This is a genomic window from Arthrobacter sp. NA-172 (assembly GCF_043952055.1).
Classification (GTDB): Bacteria; Actinomycetota; Actinomycetes; order Actinomycetales; family Micrococcaceae; genus Arthrobacter.
On record NZ_JBINOT010000001.1, the window covers coordinates 574,763 to 589,721 of the forward strand.

13 protein-coding genes and 3 pseudogenes are annotated in these 14,959 nt (G+C 62.7%); 9 read left to right on the forward strand and 7 right to left on the reverse strand.

Annotated features, from left to right (window positions below; genetic code table 11):
- The first annotated feature begins 38 nt into the window (after nt 1-38).
- The 5 genes and pseudogenes from ACF0H6_RS02875 (at nt 39) to ACF0H6_RS02895 (ending at nt 3,993) form a co-directional block, all read left to right on the forward strand.
- Entirely contained in the window at nt 39-1,286 is a 1,248-nt protein-coding gene (locus ACF0H6_RS02875) for an APC family permease (protein ID WP_395248387.1), read from the forward strand.
- A gap of 95 nt (nt 1,287-1,381) precedes the next feature.
- On the forward strand, nt 1,382-1,771 hold the full coding sequence (locus tag ACF0H6_RS02880) for a hypothetical protein (protein ID WP_395248388.1): 390 nt from the start codon (nt 1,382-1,384) through the stop codon (nt 1,769-1,771).
- A gap of 135 nt (nt 1,772-1,906) precedes the next feature.
- Nucleotides 1,907-2,164, forward strand: coding sequence for a mycoredoxin (locus ACF0H6_RS02885; RefSeq protein ID WP_395248389.1), 258 nt, complete (start codon nt 1,907-1,909; stop codon nt 2,162-2,164).
- A gap of 87 nt (nt 2,165-2,251) precedes the next feature.
- Nucleotides 2,252-3,336: pseudogene (locus ACF0H6_RS02890) on the forward strand (S-(hydroxymethyl)mycothiol dehydrogenase).
- Nucleotides 3,337-3,473: 137 nt separating this feature from the next.
- Nucleotides 3,474-3,993 (forward strand): annotated as a pseudogene (locus ACF0H6_RS02895) (MBL fold metallo-hydrolase).
- Here the strand turns inward: ACF0H6_RS02895 and ACF0H6_RS02900 are convergent.
- The 4 genes from ACF0H6_RS02900 to ACF0H6_RS02915 form a co-directional block, all read right to left on the reverse strand.
- Entirely contained in the window at nt 3,990-6,308 is a 2,319-nt protein-coding gene (locus tag ACF0H6_RS02900; protein ID WP_395248390.1) for an FdhF/YdeP family oxidoreductase, read from the reverse strand. The pseudogene ACF0H6_RS02895 and the gene ACF0H6_RS02900 sit on opposite strands and share 4 nt — an antisense overlap.
- A gap of 103 nt (nt 6,309-6,411) precedes the next feature.
- Nucleotides 6,412-7,185 (reverse strand): biotin/lipoate A/B protein ligase family protein, encoded by a 774-nt coding sequence (locus ACF0H6_RS02905; RefSeq protein ID WP_395248391.1) that lies wholly within the window; start codon nt 7,183-7,185, stop codon nt 6,412-6,414.
- Nucleotides 7,185-7,988 (reverse strand): thioesterase family protein, encoded by an 804-nt coding sequence (locus ACF0H6_RS02910; RefSeq protein ID WP_395248392.1) that lies wholly within the window; start codon nt 7,986-7,988, stop codon nt 7,185-7,187. Before ACF0H6_RS02910 ends, ACF0H6_RS02905 begins: the two co-directional genes overlap by 1 nt.
- Before the next feature lie 121 nt (nt 7,989-8,109).
- A complete protein-coding gene (locus tag ACF0H6_RS02915) occupies nt 8,110-8,304 on the reverse strand; it encodes a DUF1918 domain-containing protein (protein WP_395248393.1) in 195 nt (64 codons plus the stop codon).
- 191 nt (nt 8,305-8,495) lie between these two features.
- Between ACF0H6_RS02915 and ACF0H6_RS02920 the strand changes: the two are divergent.
- Nucleotides 8,496-8,874: pseudogene (locus ACF0H6_RS02920) on the forward strand (DUF1016 N-terminal domain-containing protein); the annotation flags it as partial.
- Between the two features lie 162 nt (nt 8,875-9,036).
- A complete protein-coding gene (locus ACF0H6_RS02925) occupies nt 9,037-9,522 on the forward strand; it encodes a PDDEXK nuclease domain-containing protein (protein WP_395249857.1) in 486 nt (161 codons plus the stop codon).
- An 8-nt stretch (nt 9,523-9,530) separates the two neighbouring features.
- On the opposite strand, the gene ACF0H6_RS02930 is transcribed toward ACF0H6_RS02925, so the two are convergent.
- From ACF0H6_RS02930 to ACF0H6_RS02940, 3 genes are all read right to left on the reverse strand, one after another.
- On the reverse strand, nt 9,531-10,187 hold the full coding sequence (locus ACF0H6_RS02930; protein ID WP_395248394.1) for a DNA alkylation repair protein: 657 nt from the start codon (nt 10,185-10,187) through the stop codon (nt 9,531-9,533).
- 27 nt (nt 10,188-10,214) lie between these two features.
- The gene (locus ACF0H6_RS02935; RefSeq protein ID WP_395248395.1) at nt 10,215-11,189 is read right to left on the reverse strand and encodes a dienelactone hydrolase family protein; all 975 of its coding nucleotides are present in this window, start codon (nt 11,187-11,189) and stop codon (nt 10,215-10,217) included.
- Between the two features lie 481 nt (nt 11,190-11,670).
- Nucleotides 11,671-12,144: a DUF805 domain-containing protein gene (locus ACF0H6_RS02940; RefSeq protein WP_395248396.1), complete on the reverse strand. Its 474-nt coding sequence runs from the start codon at nt 12,142-12,144 to the stop codon at nt 11,671-11,673.
- A gap of 230 nt (nt 12,145-12,374) precedes the next feature.
- Here ACF0H6_RS02940 and ACF0H6_RS02945 point away from each other — a divergent pair, with 230 nt between their 5' ends.
- Complete coding sequence (locus tag ACF0H6_RS02945) at nt 12,375-13,769, forward strand: DUF222 domain-containing protein (protein ID WP_395248397.1); 1,395 nt, start codon at nt 12,375-12,377, stop codon at nt 13,767-13,769.
- Nucleotides 13,770-13,949: 180 nt separating this feature from the next.
- Nucleotides 13,950-14,945: a carbohydrate ABC transporter permease gene (locus ACF0H6_RS02950; RefSeq protein WP_395248398.1), complete on the forward strand. Its 996-nt coding sequence runs from the start codon at nt 13,950-13,952 to the stop codon at nt 14,943-14,945.
- Nucleotides 14,946-14,959: the final 14 nt, after the last annotated feature.

Sequence of the window (14,959 nt, forward strand, 5' to 3'; positions counted from 1 at the left end):
CGGCACATAGGCTAGTCACGAGTGGCGAAGGAGACCCCATGAGCAACCCCCAGGCCCTGGCCCGTCGGCTGGGTACCTTTGACGCAGTGGTCATCGGCCTAGGGTCGATGATTGGGGCGGGAGTCTTCGCGGCTTTCACTCCAGCCGCTACCGCCGCTGGATCCGGTCTGCTGATTGGCCTTGTTGTTGCAGCCGCGGTGGCGTTCTGCAACGCAACATCCAGCGCGCAACTTGCGGCTGCCTACCCCACGTCGGGCGGAACGTACATTTACGGTCGCGAGCGGCTGGGCCCGTGGTCCGGGTATTTGGCCGGGTGGGGCTTCGTCATCGGCAAGACCGCCAGTGCCGCGGCCATGGCCATGACATTCGCGGCCTATGCAGCTCCCGCGGGATGGGAACGCCCCGTGGCGGTCGCCGCCGTCGTCGTCCTCGCCGCCGTGAACTATCACGGGGTGACCCGGACGGCGGGCCTGACCCGTCTTCTGGTCCTCCTCGTTCTAGCGGCTCTCGCCATCGCCGTCGCCGCTTGCTGGGGCGGTTCCTCCCCTGCCCTGGCCAATATTCCCGGGGACGGGTTGCTGGCGCATGGCTGGTACGGAATCCTCCAATCCGCCGGGTTGCTGTTCTTCGCGTTCGCCGGCTACGCCAGGATCGCGACCATGGGCGAGGAAGTCCGCAACCCCAGGCGCGCCATTCCGCGTGCCATCGGGATCGCCTTGGGAATAACCGTGATCCTCTACGCCGTCATCGCGGTGACGCTCCTGGCGACGCTCGGACCGGACGGCGTGGCCGGCACACCAACGCCACTCGCCGCCGCCGTGGGAGCCGGAACGTCAGGGTGGGCCGTTCCCGTCGTCCGGGTGGGGGCCGCCGTCGCCGCCCTCGGCGCGCTGTTGGCGCTCATCGCGGGCCTGGGCAGGACGACCTTGGCTATGGCCCGGCACCATGACCTGCCGCACTGGCTTGCCGCAGTCCACCCCCGCTATCGCGTCCCGCACAGGGCCGAAATCGCGTTGGCCGTGGTGATCTGCGTGATCGTCGCCGTCGCTGATTTGCGCGGGGCGATCGGTTTCTCCTCGCTCGGAGTGCTCATCTACTACCTCATCGCCAATATTGCAGCCTTCACCCAGCCGGCCCCGGACCGCCGGTACCCGAAAGCGCTCCAGGTGTTCGGGGTCCTTGCTTGCCTGGTCCTGTTGGCCACACTCCCGCCGCTTTCGGCGGCCCTCGGCATCCTCATGTTCGCGGCCGGCATCGTGCTGCGGGTGGTCCGGCTCCGTTCCTAGCCTAGGACCAGCACACGGAGCGGAGGCCCTGCGAATACAAGTCTCAACCGCAAACAGGGGTGGACGGCAACGGCCGCACAGAGCAGGATTGTGCCATGAGCACCCATGACGCACTTCTGAAGCAGGCCACCATCACCGCCACGGAAGCCACCTTGGTGGCCCGGTTCGAGATCGAGGGGAACATCCCTGGGTCCGGTGCCTTTGTTGTGGGCCTGGTCGCGGCGAGTCCGGACTATTCCTCCCAGCGAAGGCTGGGCATTGAGTTCATGAACGGGGAGGCAATCGCCTTCTTTTCTTTTAACCACGACCAAAGTGCCGAAGAGAACTACGACCTCAAGGGTGTGGAGCACACGGGGAACACCATTACGGGCCATTTTCCCCTTTCCGCGATCCACGGCCTCGGCAAGGGACACGTGATGACCGCCTTCAGCGAAGCGGACGGCCGCGAGTTCCAGTCCGGAGTGGTCGTCGAAGAGTCGCTTTAGGATCGATTTCCTCAGAATCCATAGAACCGCGTCTCTGTTTCATCTCCCGCGCGAAAGAACAGGGTGCGAAGGAATACAGCCTGCCGGGTTACCGTTGACGCCAGTAGTTCCAACAAACGACGACAGGAGACTTTCGTGGATTTCACCCCCGAATCCGGCACCATCACCATGTTCTCGACCACCTGGTGCGGCTATTGCAACCGGCTGAAGAAGCAACTGGATGCAAAGGGCATCGGCTACAAAGAGATCAACATCGAAGAGGTGGAGGGCACTGCCGAACTCGTGGAGACGCTGAACGGTGGCAACCAGACCGTTCCCACGGTCCTTTTCCCGGACGGCAGCGCGGCTACCAACCCCTCAGCGTCAGAGGTCGAAGCGCGTCTCGCGGCCTGATTCCCCTTCGGCCTATGTGATAGACAAGTTGAGATGAAAGATGCGGACAGACGTCCGCCGTCCACGAACCTCAAAGGGGAACCATCCATGGTGCATGCAGTCACAGGGGCAATCGTCCGTTCGAAGGGCGCTCCCGTAACCCTCGAAACCATTTTGGTCCCGGACCCGGGTCCCGGCGAAGCGCTGGTGGACGTCTTGACCAGCGGCGTGTGTCACACGGACCTGCACTACAAACTGGGCGGCATCAGCGACGATTTTCCCTTCCTTCTGGGCCACGAGGCAACGGGTGTTGTGAGTGCGGTCGGTCCGGACGTCACGGAAATCGCCCCCGGAGATCGAGTAATCCTGAACTGGCGGGCAGTCTGCGGCAATTGCCGCGCCTGCAACCGCGGCCAGGCCCAGTACTGCTTCAACACGCACAATGCCACCCAAAAGATGACGCTTGAGGACGGCACCGTTCTGTCTCCGGCCTTGGGAATCGGAGCCTTCGCGGAGAAGACACTGGTGGCCGCGGGGCAATGCACCAAAGTTGATCCCGACGCCGATGCTGCCGCCGTCGGGCTCCTCGGCTGCGGCGTGATGGCCGGGCTGGGCGCCGCGATCAACACCGGAGGCGTGAAGCGTGGCGATTCGGTGGCCGTCATCGGGTGCGGCGGCGTTGGTGTGGCCGCCATCGCGGGAGCTGCTTTGGCTGGCGCCACCACGATCATCGCGGTCGATATCGATGCCAAGAAGCTGGACCGTGCCCGCGAACTCGGCGCCACCCATGTGGTCGACTCCTCCAGGGCGATCCGGTGGAACAGATCCGTGAACTCACGGGCGGGTTTGGTGCGGACGTGGTGATCGACGCCGTCGGGCGCCCTGAGACGTACAAGCAGGCGTTCTACGCACGTGACCTCGCCGGAACTGTGGTCCTGGTGGGCGTCCCGACGCCGGAGATGACGCTCGAACTCCCGTTGCTGGATGTCTTCGGCCGCGGCGGTTCGCTGAAGTCCTCCTGGTACGGCGACTGCCTGCCGTCCCGCGATTTCCCGATGCTGGTCAGCCTTTACCGGCAAGGCAAGCTCGATCTCGACGCCTTCGTCACAGAGCGGATCGGCATTGCCGATATCGAGGAGGCGTTCGACAAGATGCATTCAGGATCCGTCCTTCGATCGGTGGTTGAACTGTGACCTCGGAAGCCCTGAGCCACGAAGCGGGCGAGGTCCGCGTCGATCGCGTCGTGACGTCCGGGACGTTCTCCCTCGACGGCGGCACTTGGGACGTCGACAACAACGTCTGGATTGTGGGCGACGACGCCGAGTGCATCGTGATCGACCCCGCGCACAACCCGAAAGCCATCGCCGAAGCCGTCGGTAACCGCAAGGTGAAGGCCGTCCTGCTCACGCATGGCCACGACGACCACATCCGGTCAGCGGGAAGCTTCCGGGACCTCGTCCAGGGCACCCATCCACCTGCACCAGGACGACTGGATGCTCTGGAGCGCGGTCTATCCGGAAGCCGAGCCGGACTCCGCTATCTCAGATGGGGACTCCTTCGACGTGGCAGGGGTGCAGCTCAAGGCCATCCATACGCCGGGCCACTCGCCGGGCTCCGTGTCCTTCTACCTGGAGGGCGAACGAACCCTATTCAGTGGCGACACCTTGTTCCAAGGCGGCCCGGGGGCCACGGGACGTTCTTACAGTGATTTCCCCACGATCATCGATTCGATTCGCTCAAAGCTCCTGACACTGCCGGCCGAAACCCGTGTCCTGACCGGTCATGGCGACTCCACCACGATCGGAGCCGAGGCACCCCAGCTCGAGGAATGGATCGCCCGGGGGCACTAACCCTTGGACTTCGCGAAGTATGGTGGTGCGGCTGGCTCCAGCCGCACCACCACGGACTTGGACGCGGGGGTGTTGCTGCCCTCAGCGGTCGAATCCAGCAGCACCAGGACATTCGCTTCGGGATAGTAGGCCGTCACACAACCGCGTGCAGTGGGGTAAGCGATCAGCCGCAACTGACGCAGAACCCTGTCCACGCCGTCGTCGGCTTCGCTGTGGACGTCTACATAACCGCCGTCGGCAAGTCCCAGTTCAGCCAGGTCGTCGCGGTGCACAAAAAGGACCAGGCGTTCCTCTTTAACGCCCCGGTAGCGGTCGTTCATGCTGTAAGTCGTGGTGTTGAACTGATCATGGGAGCGGACTGTCTGGAGCAGGAGGCGCCCCTGCGGAACCTGGATGGTCTCCAGGTCATTGACGGTGAACATCGCCTTTCCGGTAGCCGTGGGAAACTTCCGCTCATCCCGGGGACCGTGAGGCAGGACAAAACCGTGGCGACTCCGCGCCCTCTCATTGAAGTCCTCGAAGCCCGGCACCACGTGGGAGATGTGCTCGCGCACCATATCGTAATCGGCCTCAAAACCTGACCAGCTGACCGGCACCTTGTCGCCCAGGACCGCGCGGGCCAAGCGGCAAACGATCGCCACTTCGGACAGGACCTTCTCGGAAATCGGCTCCAATCTGCCTGCCGAGCGATGAACCGCGCAGACCGTGTCTTCCACTGTGACAAACTGCTCGCCGCTCGCCTGGCGGTCAATTTCCGTCCGGCCCATCGTCGGCAAGATCAACGCTTGCTCGCCCACCACGGCATGGGAACGGTTGAGCTTCGTGGAAATCTGGACAGACAACTTTGTCTTGCGGACCGCAGCCTCCGCCGCGGTGGTGTCCGACATCGCATGCACGAGGTTTCCGCCGAGGGCTACCAGCACCTTGATCTGCCCGTCCCGCATGCCGCGGACGCTGTCCACGGAATCGAGGCCCGGCTGCCTCGGCGGGTCGAAACCGAATTCCTGCTGCAAGGCATTGAGGAAAGGCTCAGGCATCTTCTCCCAGATGCCCATGGTGCGATCACCTTGGACGTTGCTGTGCCCGCGGATGGGCGACGGGCCCGCACCGGGTTTGCCAATGTTCCCGCGAAGCAGCAGCAGATTGACGATCTCTTTGATGGTGGCCACGGCCTTCTTGTGCTGCGTGAGGCCCATGGCCCATGTCACGATGACCTTTTCGGCGCTCAGGTAGCGGGAGGCGAACTCGTCGATTTCTTCCGCCCTCAAGCCCGTTGCGGCGAGGACGTCCCGTCCATCCAGGTTTTCGATGTGTGCCTTGAACTCTTCGAGTCCTTGGCAGTGCGCCTCGATGAACGTGTGGTCGAGCACAGCCCCCGGTGCCGCCTTCTCTGCATCCAGCACGCGTTGGGACACTGCCTGCAGCAGTGCCATGTCTCCCGCGAGCCGGATCTGCAGGAACTGATCCGCCAGATCGGTTCCCTTGCCGGCCAGGCCACGGGGCCGTTGGGGGTTTTTGAAGTTGATGAGTCCAGCCTCCGGGAGCGGGTTCACCGCGACGATGCTGGCCCCGGCGATCTTGGCTTCTTCCAAGGCCGTGAGCATCCTGGGATGGCATGTTCCCGGGTTCTGGCCCATGATGACGATGAGATCCGCCTTGGCAAAGTCCGTGTAGGTGACAGCGGATTTGCCCACGCCCAAGGTCTCGCCAAGGGCCAGCCCGGTGGATTCATGGCACATATTGGAACAATCCGGCAGGTTGTTGGTCCCGAATGCGCGAACGAAAAGCTGGTAGACAAACGCAGCCTCGTTGCTGGTCCGCCCGCTCGTGTAAAACGTGGCTTCGTCGGGTGAATTCAGCGCGTTCAGTTCACGCGCAATAATCCGGAATGCGTTGCCCCAGCTGATGGGACCGTAGTGGCTTGAATCCACGGGTTTGTAGACGGGTTCTACCAGCCTCCCCTGCTGGCCGAGCCAGTACTCCGAGCGCCCGGCGAGGGATTCGACGTCGTTCTCGTCCCAGAAGTCAGACGGGACTTTGAGCGGATCTGCTTCCCAACCGACTGCTTTCGCGCCGTTTTCGCAGAACTCGGCCAATTTCCGCTCGGGAGGATCGGGCCAGGCGCAGCTCATGCAATCGAAGCCGTCCTTCTGATTTATCGCCCGTAGTGTCTTCCACATGCGGGACGGCCCCATGTCGGTCAAGGAACGCGGCAAAGACTCCGCCAGGCTGGGCAACCCTGCAGCCGATCGCTTGGGCGGACCCACAGTCAGCTCCGCATCGGAATCGTGGACGACAGATGGCTTCTTGTCCATCGCGCTACACCTCGCTTCAGGAGGGCGGCATATTTCCTTCCCGGGAAACCACCGCCCGGGTCCACATGGTTGTGGCCTCAAGCGTAGTCGCGCCGGAATTCGTCTACAACGGCTGGGTGTTCGTCACGGGGAGCAGGCTCTGGAAATCGCCGTCGAGCAGGTCCGCGTATTCGGCGTAAGCCTCGACGACGGCGTCCTCCACGGCGGGCACGTCCAGTTGGGGCAAGAGATCGTTGGCGGCTCCGGCGGTGGCAGGATCCCACTCGAGGCCGAGGGCTTCATAGCTGGCCGTGAGGACTTCACGGATGGGAGCGGAGTTTTCGATGACGATCACCGAGCTGAACAGCCACCCTCCGGACACCACCCTTTGCGCAGTGCCGATCAGCTTGATTTGATGCGTCGGAAAATCCGGGTCCAGTCCGTGGACGCTGAACTCTCCCGGGCAGTATTCGCCAGGAAGCTCCCCCACGGCCGCGTGCACGCCGACACGACGGAGTGCCCCCGCCAAGAGCTCACCGAAGAAGGAGAATCGGGCCTTTGCACCGGCAATCGCATCGGTTTGCGGCTCAACATGGTCGATCACCAAGGTGCCGCGATGGTAAGCCGCAGCCCGGCCGCCGGCCCTGCGGATCAATGGTTCGAAGCCGAGTTCCCGGCAGGCCTCGGACGCGGCGTGAAACCCGGAGAGCTTAGCGTCCCGCTGCCCGAACGCCACGGTGGGGCGGGGCCGGTAGAGCCTCAGCGTTGGCGGGAGCTGACCTCTGCGGGCACGATTCAGGAGCTCGATCCCGAACTCGAGGTCATCAGCGACCCCGAGTGATTCTTCCTGACGAACCACCGTCAGCGTGCGCCGCGCCCCGCTCGATTTCCCGGCCATCAGCTCTTCCTCAGCGTGAGGATCTGTTCCGCACGGCCGAAGGGGCCACTGATGTCGTGCAGCACCGTGGACGTGAGGCCAATTCCGTCAGTGCCGAAGGAGACCATGTTGTCCAAGCCCAGCCACTCGCCCGCGGGCTCACGGTACATATGGATCTGGAGGTCCAGGTTGGGGAACGCATAACTGTCCTTGCCGGGTGAAACACGGGCGGCGATGCCGTTGGCGGTGTCGACAAGTCCTACAAGCCTCGCGACATCACTGCTGTCTGCAGCGTCGGTGAGGGGGTGCCCTGTGCGGATCCAGACCTTGCCCGAGCCCGCTCTGTGCCCCTCGGCAATGCGCATTTCCAAGGACCGGATGTAGCCGCCGGGCCACACGCTCGCACCGTCCCAGGGCTTGCATTCATCAGGCGCCGGCATGGCGACGTCTTCCACGGCAGCCACTGCACTTGTGTCGCTCGTGGCCATCCGCCACGCCGAGGCCCGGATTGCCACGCGGCCTGCTGCCGAAAGTTCCGCCTGGATCAGTTCGATGGTCCTGCCGGGGCGGACGGTACTGGTGGTGACTTCGAAGTCGCCTCCCGGGATCAGTCCCAGGATTTCGTAGCTAAGGCGGGCCATTCGGACGTCGTCCCGCGGTTCGTGCCGGAGCAAAGCGTCGGCCATGATGCCCGACGCCGGTGCCATGTGCTGCTCGTGGGGATTCCACGCGCCTTGGGCGTGGATAGTGGAGCGAAACCGCCCATTTCCGAGCGATTCGTAGTAGAAATCGCCTTCCGCAAGTTCCGGAAGCTCAATACTCAACGCCTGCCCTTTCGCCGGTCCGGTAGTGGAACTCAGACCACTGTATCTTCTGGGGCCACAGCCGTCCGACGTCGACGCAGGATGACCAACGCCCAGATCACGGAGTGCGCAGTGCCCTCGGCTACGTCGGCCCTCCCGAGTGATCGACGCTGAAGTCACCACCCGGATACAGGATGGTCTCGTGCCCATCGTCAAAGCGCACGAAGTACGGCGGCGCGCCATTGGCGCCGCGGACTTCGATGATCTCGCCGTGCCGGTCAGTCGAACCGACCGTCCTGCCATGAATGATGATCCGGTCTCCCTGGGCTGCTTCCACAGGAACCACCTCCCAGAATCAGAGTACGAGGGATGGGTTGCGCTGGGAACACAAAATCGGAGCATCGCTCATCCAAATATTCTGTCGGTGCCCGCGGGTAGCTTGAAAACATGCCAGCACAGCAAATGAGTCCAGCTCCCCCGCCAACCGCTCCTCCGGCGTCGTTCCCTGCGACCCCCGCCGCTTCCTCCATGCCCGCTTGGTACCCCGAACTGCTTGCGGGCGTGGCCAAGGAAGTCAGCGCGGGCCGTTCGAGAGCCATTTCAGTGGTGAACAGGGAGCTTCTCACGTCGTATTGGTCGGTGGGCCGGCAATTGGCGCAGCGAGAGTCGGAGCATGGTTGGGGTTCGAAGGTAGTCACCCGCCTTTCAGCCGACATTCGCTCGCGTTTCCCCGCAGCCAAAGGGTTCTCACCACGGAACCTGCGCTACATGAAGGCATTTGCCAGGCTGGCCGGAATTCCCAATGTTGCAAGCGCCGCTTGCAACATTGCCCTGGTACCACCAGATCGCGCTGCTTGAGAAGCTCGACGACGCCGCGACGCGCCTCTGGTACGCGGCGTCCGCCGTCGAGCACGGATGGTCCCGGAACGTCCTGGTCCATCACATCGAGACAAAACGCATGGAGCGCTCAGGCAAGGCAATCAGCAACTTCAAAGCAACGCTCCCGCCTGCGGATTCCGACCTGACCCAGGAGGCCACCAAGGATCCGTACGTCTTTGACTTTGTAGCTATGACGGATCGGCAGAATGAGCGCGAACTGGAATCGCAGCTGGTTAAGCACGTTGAAAAATTCCTCTTGGAGCTAGGCCACGGTTTTGCCTACGTGGGGAGCCAAGTCCAGTTGCTCATTAGCGATCAAGAATTCTTTGCCGACTTGCTTTTCTACAACTTCAAGCTCCGCTGCTTCGTGGTGATCGAGCTTAAGGCCACGGACTTCAAGCCCGGCTACCTTGGTCAGCTCGGGATGTACATGGCCGCCGTGGATGACCTGCTTGCCCACCCCGATGACAAGCCCACCATCGGACTCCTCCTTTGCAAATCCAAGGACAGTCTGGTGGCCGAGTACGCTCTCCGGACAACCTCCATGCCGATCGGAGTCTCGGAGTGGAAGACCGAAATCATGGAGTCCATGCCGGAAGAATTCGCTTCGAGCCTGCCCAGCGTCGAACTCCTCGAGGCCGAACTGGCTGACGAACGGGCAAGCGAGGCTCAGTGAATCGGAGGTCAGGCGACTGACGATGGAAAGTGCAGCTCAGGCCTGCGCTTCGCGACCTCGCTCAGCACAATGGAAACAGCGTCCCGGACCGACTCGGCTTCATCGGCCGCCTCCCGTGCGGCGTCGAGCGCTGCAGTGGCCGTCCTTACAAAGGCATCCCAGTCGCCTCCCCCGGCACGGAGTGCGCTCAATGGCGACATGAGGGCGGCGCGGCGCAGCCACTGGTCGGTTCCGCCCACCCAACGCTGCAGAACACCCTCCGCCCGCGTCTTGGCCTGCCCATCCAACCCGGCTATCAAAGGTCCAATCACATCGACCGCGAGCGGATCGACAAGTTCCCGCAGCTTTCCTTCCCGGACAAAACCCTCAAGGCGTGTCAGATCGGAATTCGTTAGCAGCTGGATATTGGTCTGCAACAGCACTATCGCCGCGAGACGACGCTCGAAAACAGGAGGCTCCCACAGTTCCGAACTCAACGCAGTGACCTCGTCATGCGTGAGTCGCGAATGGCGACGGAGCGCGTCGCGAACAGTCCCCCGGACGGCGCCGATGGACGACCCGTAGAAACGAAGCCCGGCTCCAAGCCGCGCCTCTGCCTCTTCGGCGCGGAGCCAGGAGCTTTCACGGCGTAAAGCCTCATCGATGAACTCGGCGGCGTCACTCATGCGAATATTCTTTCGCAACGTCCCTGTTTAGACGTATTCGGCGAACCACTCCAGCATGTCCTGCCAAGCAGCCGTCGCCTGCGCCTCACTGTAGCGTTCGCTCGTGTCGTTATGGAAAGCGTGGTCGACGCCGGGATAGACAGTGAGCTTGTGGCGGACGTCAGTGGCGGCGAGCGCATCCCGAAGGGCCGGCATTGCGCCGGTGATGCGCTGGTCGAGTTCGGCATAGACGCCAAAGACAGCGGGTTTGATGGAGGGGACTTTGTCCAGATCGGGTGCGGGTCCGTAGAAGGCGGCTGTGGCTTTCAGCCGTGGAATTTCCGTCGCGGCTTGCCACGTGATGCCGCCACCAAAGCAATAACCGTTCATGGCGATCCGCTCCCCGTCCACAATATCCAGTGATCGGAGGTAATCGAATCCAGCGGAAAAATCGGACACATGCCGCCCGGCTCCGGCTCTGGTCAATGCTCCCGGTACGGCGTCGGGATCCAAGCCCGATGTGCCGCCTTCCCTGCTCAGGAGATCCGGAGCCAGTGCCACATACCCGGCCTTCGCGAAACGGCGTGTTACGTCCCGGATATGTGGGGTTAGTCCGCGGTTCTCGTGGCAAACGAGGACCGCCGGCCCGGCGTCTGCCGCATCAGGCCTGGCGAGGTAGGCGCTGATCCCGGTTCCACCCGCGGGGAAGCGGACGGTGTCCGTCACCAGTCCGGGCGCGCCGTCCGGAACGGACAGCGGTCTCTTCGCGCCGGGAACGGCCCCGCCTTCGGCGGCCGAAGCCTGCTGGGAGCTCGAAGCCTCGAGTCGCGGCATCGGGTCGGTGCCACGCGGGACTTCGGCCGGAGTGCAGCCTAACTGAAGCATCGTTGACGAAGCTGCCGCCATGCTCCCGGTGATAAAGGCAACCCGACGAATGAATGTCCGCTGCGACATTTCTCCCGCGCGGTAGTCGTCGAAGAACTCCTCGACCAGATACTTCTCAAATTTGCCAAGCTGGGTCACGAAAGGCCTCCCGGGTGTGCCGCATATCCTCCTCCGAAGACCGTCATCGGGCAAGCCCCCGCAAACGATCGGTAACGGTGATCGTCGCATAGCCGGGGCGGGGCCGGCTCACGTAGGCATCCGGGACTCTTGGGACCCCTTCGCCTGAAAACGAGTACACGCCACTCGTGCCACGCCACACGGTGGAATATTGAATAGATACAGGACCACATCCGGTGCCTCGCTAGCTACCGGCCCTCCGGGGCCGGCATGAGACGGGGCCGACGGCGGGAGGGCCCCTCGAGCCCGGGGCTCGGGGCTCTCTACCCCAGACGCCGCCGGCCCCCCGTTGTGTTTGGGGGTGTGCCCAGCGTCATCATCGATACGCCGGCAGGAGTCCAGCAGTCGTCTTGTCCTCTGACCCGGCGAATACTGGCGTGCACACACTAAAGGCCACCGACACGACGACGGCGGCCTTTAGTGTGTTCGCTAGCGTGGAGACTCAAGCAGGAACGTCGAACCGCTGGCCTTCCGGCTTGGGCGGAAGGCACATGAAGACAAGGAGGGCCAGGCTACCCAGGAACGGGACCAGTCCAATGAGGATCATCCAACCGCTGAAGTTCGCATCGTGCAGGCGTCGGACCACAAGGGCCAAGCTCGGGACGATGATGGCCAGACCCCAGATGACCACCAGAACGATGCCGATCACTGCGCCGGGTCCCGGGACCATGGCTCCGGAATCGCTGACGGTCGAGCCGGCGGAACCTGCCACGGACGTGATGATGTTCAGCACGATTCCTACTACGACGGAGATGAGAGTCCACCACCAGTATTCGCTGCGGCTGGCGCGGCCGGTGAATGTAGCGTACTTCTTGAAGAACCGACGAGCGGCCTCAACGATCGGCGCGCCGTAGTACGGGGCCCAAAGCGGGACGGCATTTCCGGACTGAACGCTCTGTTGCTGCGGATACGACAATGGAACTCCTTCTTAGATGAGTGATGACGACTTATCGTAGGGTCTGAAACCACCTCCTGAGTTGACTTCCAGATGAAATTTCGTCGGCGTGTCGGAATACTACGGTCGGCATGCCGTAATTGCCGTAATAATTGCATCCTTTTCTGTGTCCGGTTTTTTGAATTTTGTGAGTTGACAGCGGCAAAAACGCTTCGGCTTTTAATGTCAGCCCCCTCTGACAGAGTTATCTTATGGACGGCATTCAGGAATCTCGGTCGACGCGGGAGGCAGCGCGAACCGCCGCTCCGTGTACCCGCGTGGAGGACCTGATTGCCGCGGTGGGCTCGCTTCGGCCTGATGCAGACAGCGCCAGCCTCATCGACCAGCTACGTGGACTTGAAGACCTGAAGTCCGCGGTCGCCGGCCTGCAAGCCCGGATTTCTGTCGCATTTGACGCCGCACAGCGCCGGGCACAGGGCGAGGAAGGCACTCCCAGCGCGGAACAGGGAAAAGGTGTGGCTGCGCAGATTGCCCTCGCACGGCGGGAATCCCCCGCCCGCGGTGCCCGGCTCCTAGGCCTCGCAAAGGCTCTTGTGACCGAAATGCCCCACACTTTGGCGGCCTTGGACACAGGCCAATTGAACGAATGGCGTGCAACTCTGTTGGTCAAGGAGACCGCGTGCCTGAGCGCAGCCGATCGATGCGCCGTGGATGAAGAGCTGGGCGCCGACAGCGGGGCGTTCACTGGAGCGGGAGACCGGGAAATTGTTGCTGCAGCCCGGGCGGCCTCATACCGCAGGGATCCCAGATCCGTCACGGAACGTGCCAGCCATGCCGCCGTCGAGCGCCACGTCAGTCTGCGCCCGGCACCTGACACCATGACCTATCTGACCGCGCTGCTTCCCGTCGCCCAAGGCGTGGCCGTGCATGCGGCGCTTAGTCGGCACGCCGACTCGCTCCGATCGGACGGAGACAACCGGAGCCGCGGCCAGATCATGGCCGACGCCTTGGTGGAACGGACCACTGGCACCTCGATGGGAATCTCAAGTGTAGAGATCCAACTCGTCATGACGGACCGCACCCTCTTTCAAGGCGACAGCGAACCGGCCCGTATTGCTGGATACGGCGTTGTGCCTGCCGGTTGGGCCCGCACCTTGCTGACGGACAACCAGGCTGATTGCGGTCGAGAGCTCAAAGTGTGGCTCCGGCGGCTGTACACCGCGCCTGGAAGCAGCGACCTTCTTAACGCCGACTCCCGGGCGCGGCTCTTCCCGGCTGGGCTGCGCCGTTTCATCGAGGCCCGCGACCACACGTGCCGGACCCCATATTGCGATGCGCCCATCAGGCATTTCGACCACATCGTCCCCTGGCGCGACGGCGGAACTACGAGCCTTGGGAACGGGGCAGGCCTCTGCGAAGCATGCAACCACACCAAGGAAATCAGCGGTTGGAAATCCCGACCGCGCCCCGGTGCGCGGCACACTTTGGAAGTGCGCACGCCCACCAGACACACATACCGCTCAACAGCTCCGCCTCTGCCTGGAAATGACCATCCCGAAACAACAAAGGCGGATGTCCGACGCCGTCTGCGCCACCACGCGAAGGCGCTCAAATACGCCAACCTCACGGAGCCGCTGGCTGCGTAGCGCTTGACCGTCGGACAGTGTCCTTTTGACCTGTCTGTTTGGGTGGGTCCTGCTGCGCCCGTAGTCCCATCGTCCCGAATACAGACGCCTTGGTTGCCGGTCGAAATATCCGCCCTTTGTTTGCCTTCGATTCACTTTGGAGTTCTGACTTCGCCATGTTCTGACCGGAAGGTAGGGATCTTGGCCACCCACCAAGGACCGGACAGGTCATGCATGCAGTTGGGAGTCACCTTGAAGGCAATCATCCAGGGCAGGTCAGTGCCTGCGTCCCGGACCGCGGTCTCCCGGGGCAGGTCGGGACTGCGCTCCCCGGTGGCGTATCTATTAATACTCCCGGCTCTGGCTATCTTCTTGGTCTTTACCATCGCGCCAACCGTTTTTACTTTTGTGGTCAGTACTTTCAAGTGGAACTGGCTGAACCCGGACCAGAACAAGTTCGTCGGCCTGGCCAACTATCAGATGTTTGTGGACGGCTCGCAGGATCCGCCGTTTGCCGGCACGCTAGCGACATCCACGTATTTTGTTGTTGTCATGGTGGTAGGCGGAACGGCCATTTCACTGGGCCTGGCTATGTTGCTGCGGCGGGCCGGAAAAATCAATGTTGCCGCCCGCACCGCGGTCTTCCTGGCCCACGTAACCCCGCTGGTCGCGACGTCGATTGTTTGGGTCTGGATCTTCAACCCGCGCTTCGGTTTGGCCAACCTGGTCATGAGTTGGTTCGGAATATCCAATATTGACTGGCTTGGAAACTCCCACTTCGCAATGCCCGCGGTCATTATCTATTCCCTGTGGCACGAAATCGGATTCACCACCGTGATCTTTTTGGGCGGCCTGACCACCATCTCCACCGAACTGTCCGAGGCAGCAAGGCTCGATGGATGCAACGGATGGCAGGAATTTTGGAACGTCACCTTCCCGCAGCTGCGCCCGGTCACGATTTTCGTCATCGTGGTCTCCTCGGTGGCCTCCCTGCAAGCTTTCACGCAGTTCTTCATGATGACAAACGGCGGTCCCGGGTTCGACACGGCCACGCTCGGCTTCCAGCTCTACCAGCAGGCCTTCGTTTTCAGGAAAACGGGTTACGCCGCCGCGCTGGCCGTTGTCCTCTTCGCCATCACCGTGGCGCTCTCGATCCTTCAACTGCGCACCACCCGGTCTCCGGACCGGACCACCTAACACTTCCCCGAACA

Bases quoted from the DNA above. Each gene is read 5' to 3' on its own strand.
- ACF0H6_RS02875 (WP_395248387.1), top strand. From the start codon at position 39: ATGAGCAACCCCCAGGCCCTGGCCCGTCGGCTGGGTACCTTTGACGCA.
- ACF0H6_RS02880 (WP_395248388.1), top strand. From the start codon at position 1,382: ATGAGCACCCATGACGCACTTCTGAAGCAGGCCACCATCACCGCCACG.
- ACF0H6_RS02900 (WP_395248390.1), bottom strand. From the start codon at position 6,308: ATGGACAAGAAGCCATCTGTCGTCCACGATTCCGATGCGGAGCTGACT.
- ACF0H6_RS02905 (WP_395248391.1), bottom strand. From the start codon at position 7,185: ATGGCCGGGAAATCGAGCGGGGCGCGGCGCACGCTGACGGTGGTTCGT.
- ACF0H6_RS02925 (WP_395249857.1), top strand. From the start codon at position 9,037: ATGACGGATCGGCAGAATGAGCGCGAACTGGAATCGCAGCTGGTTAAG.
- ACF0H6_RS02930 (WP_395248394.1), bottom strand. From the start codon at position 10,187: ATGAGTGACGCCGCCGAGTTCATCGATGAGGCTTTACGCCGTGAAAGC.
- ACF0H6_RS02945 (WP_395248397.1), top strand. From the start codon at position 12,375: ATGGACGGCATTCAGGAATCTCGGTCGACGCGGGAGGCAGCGCGAACC.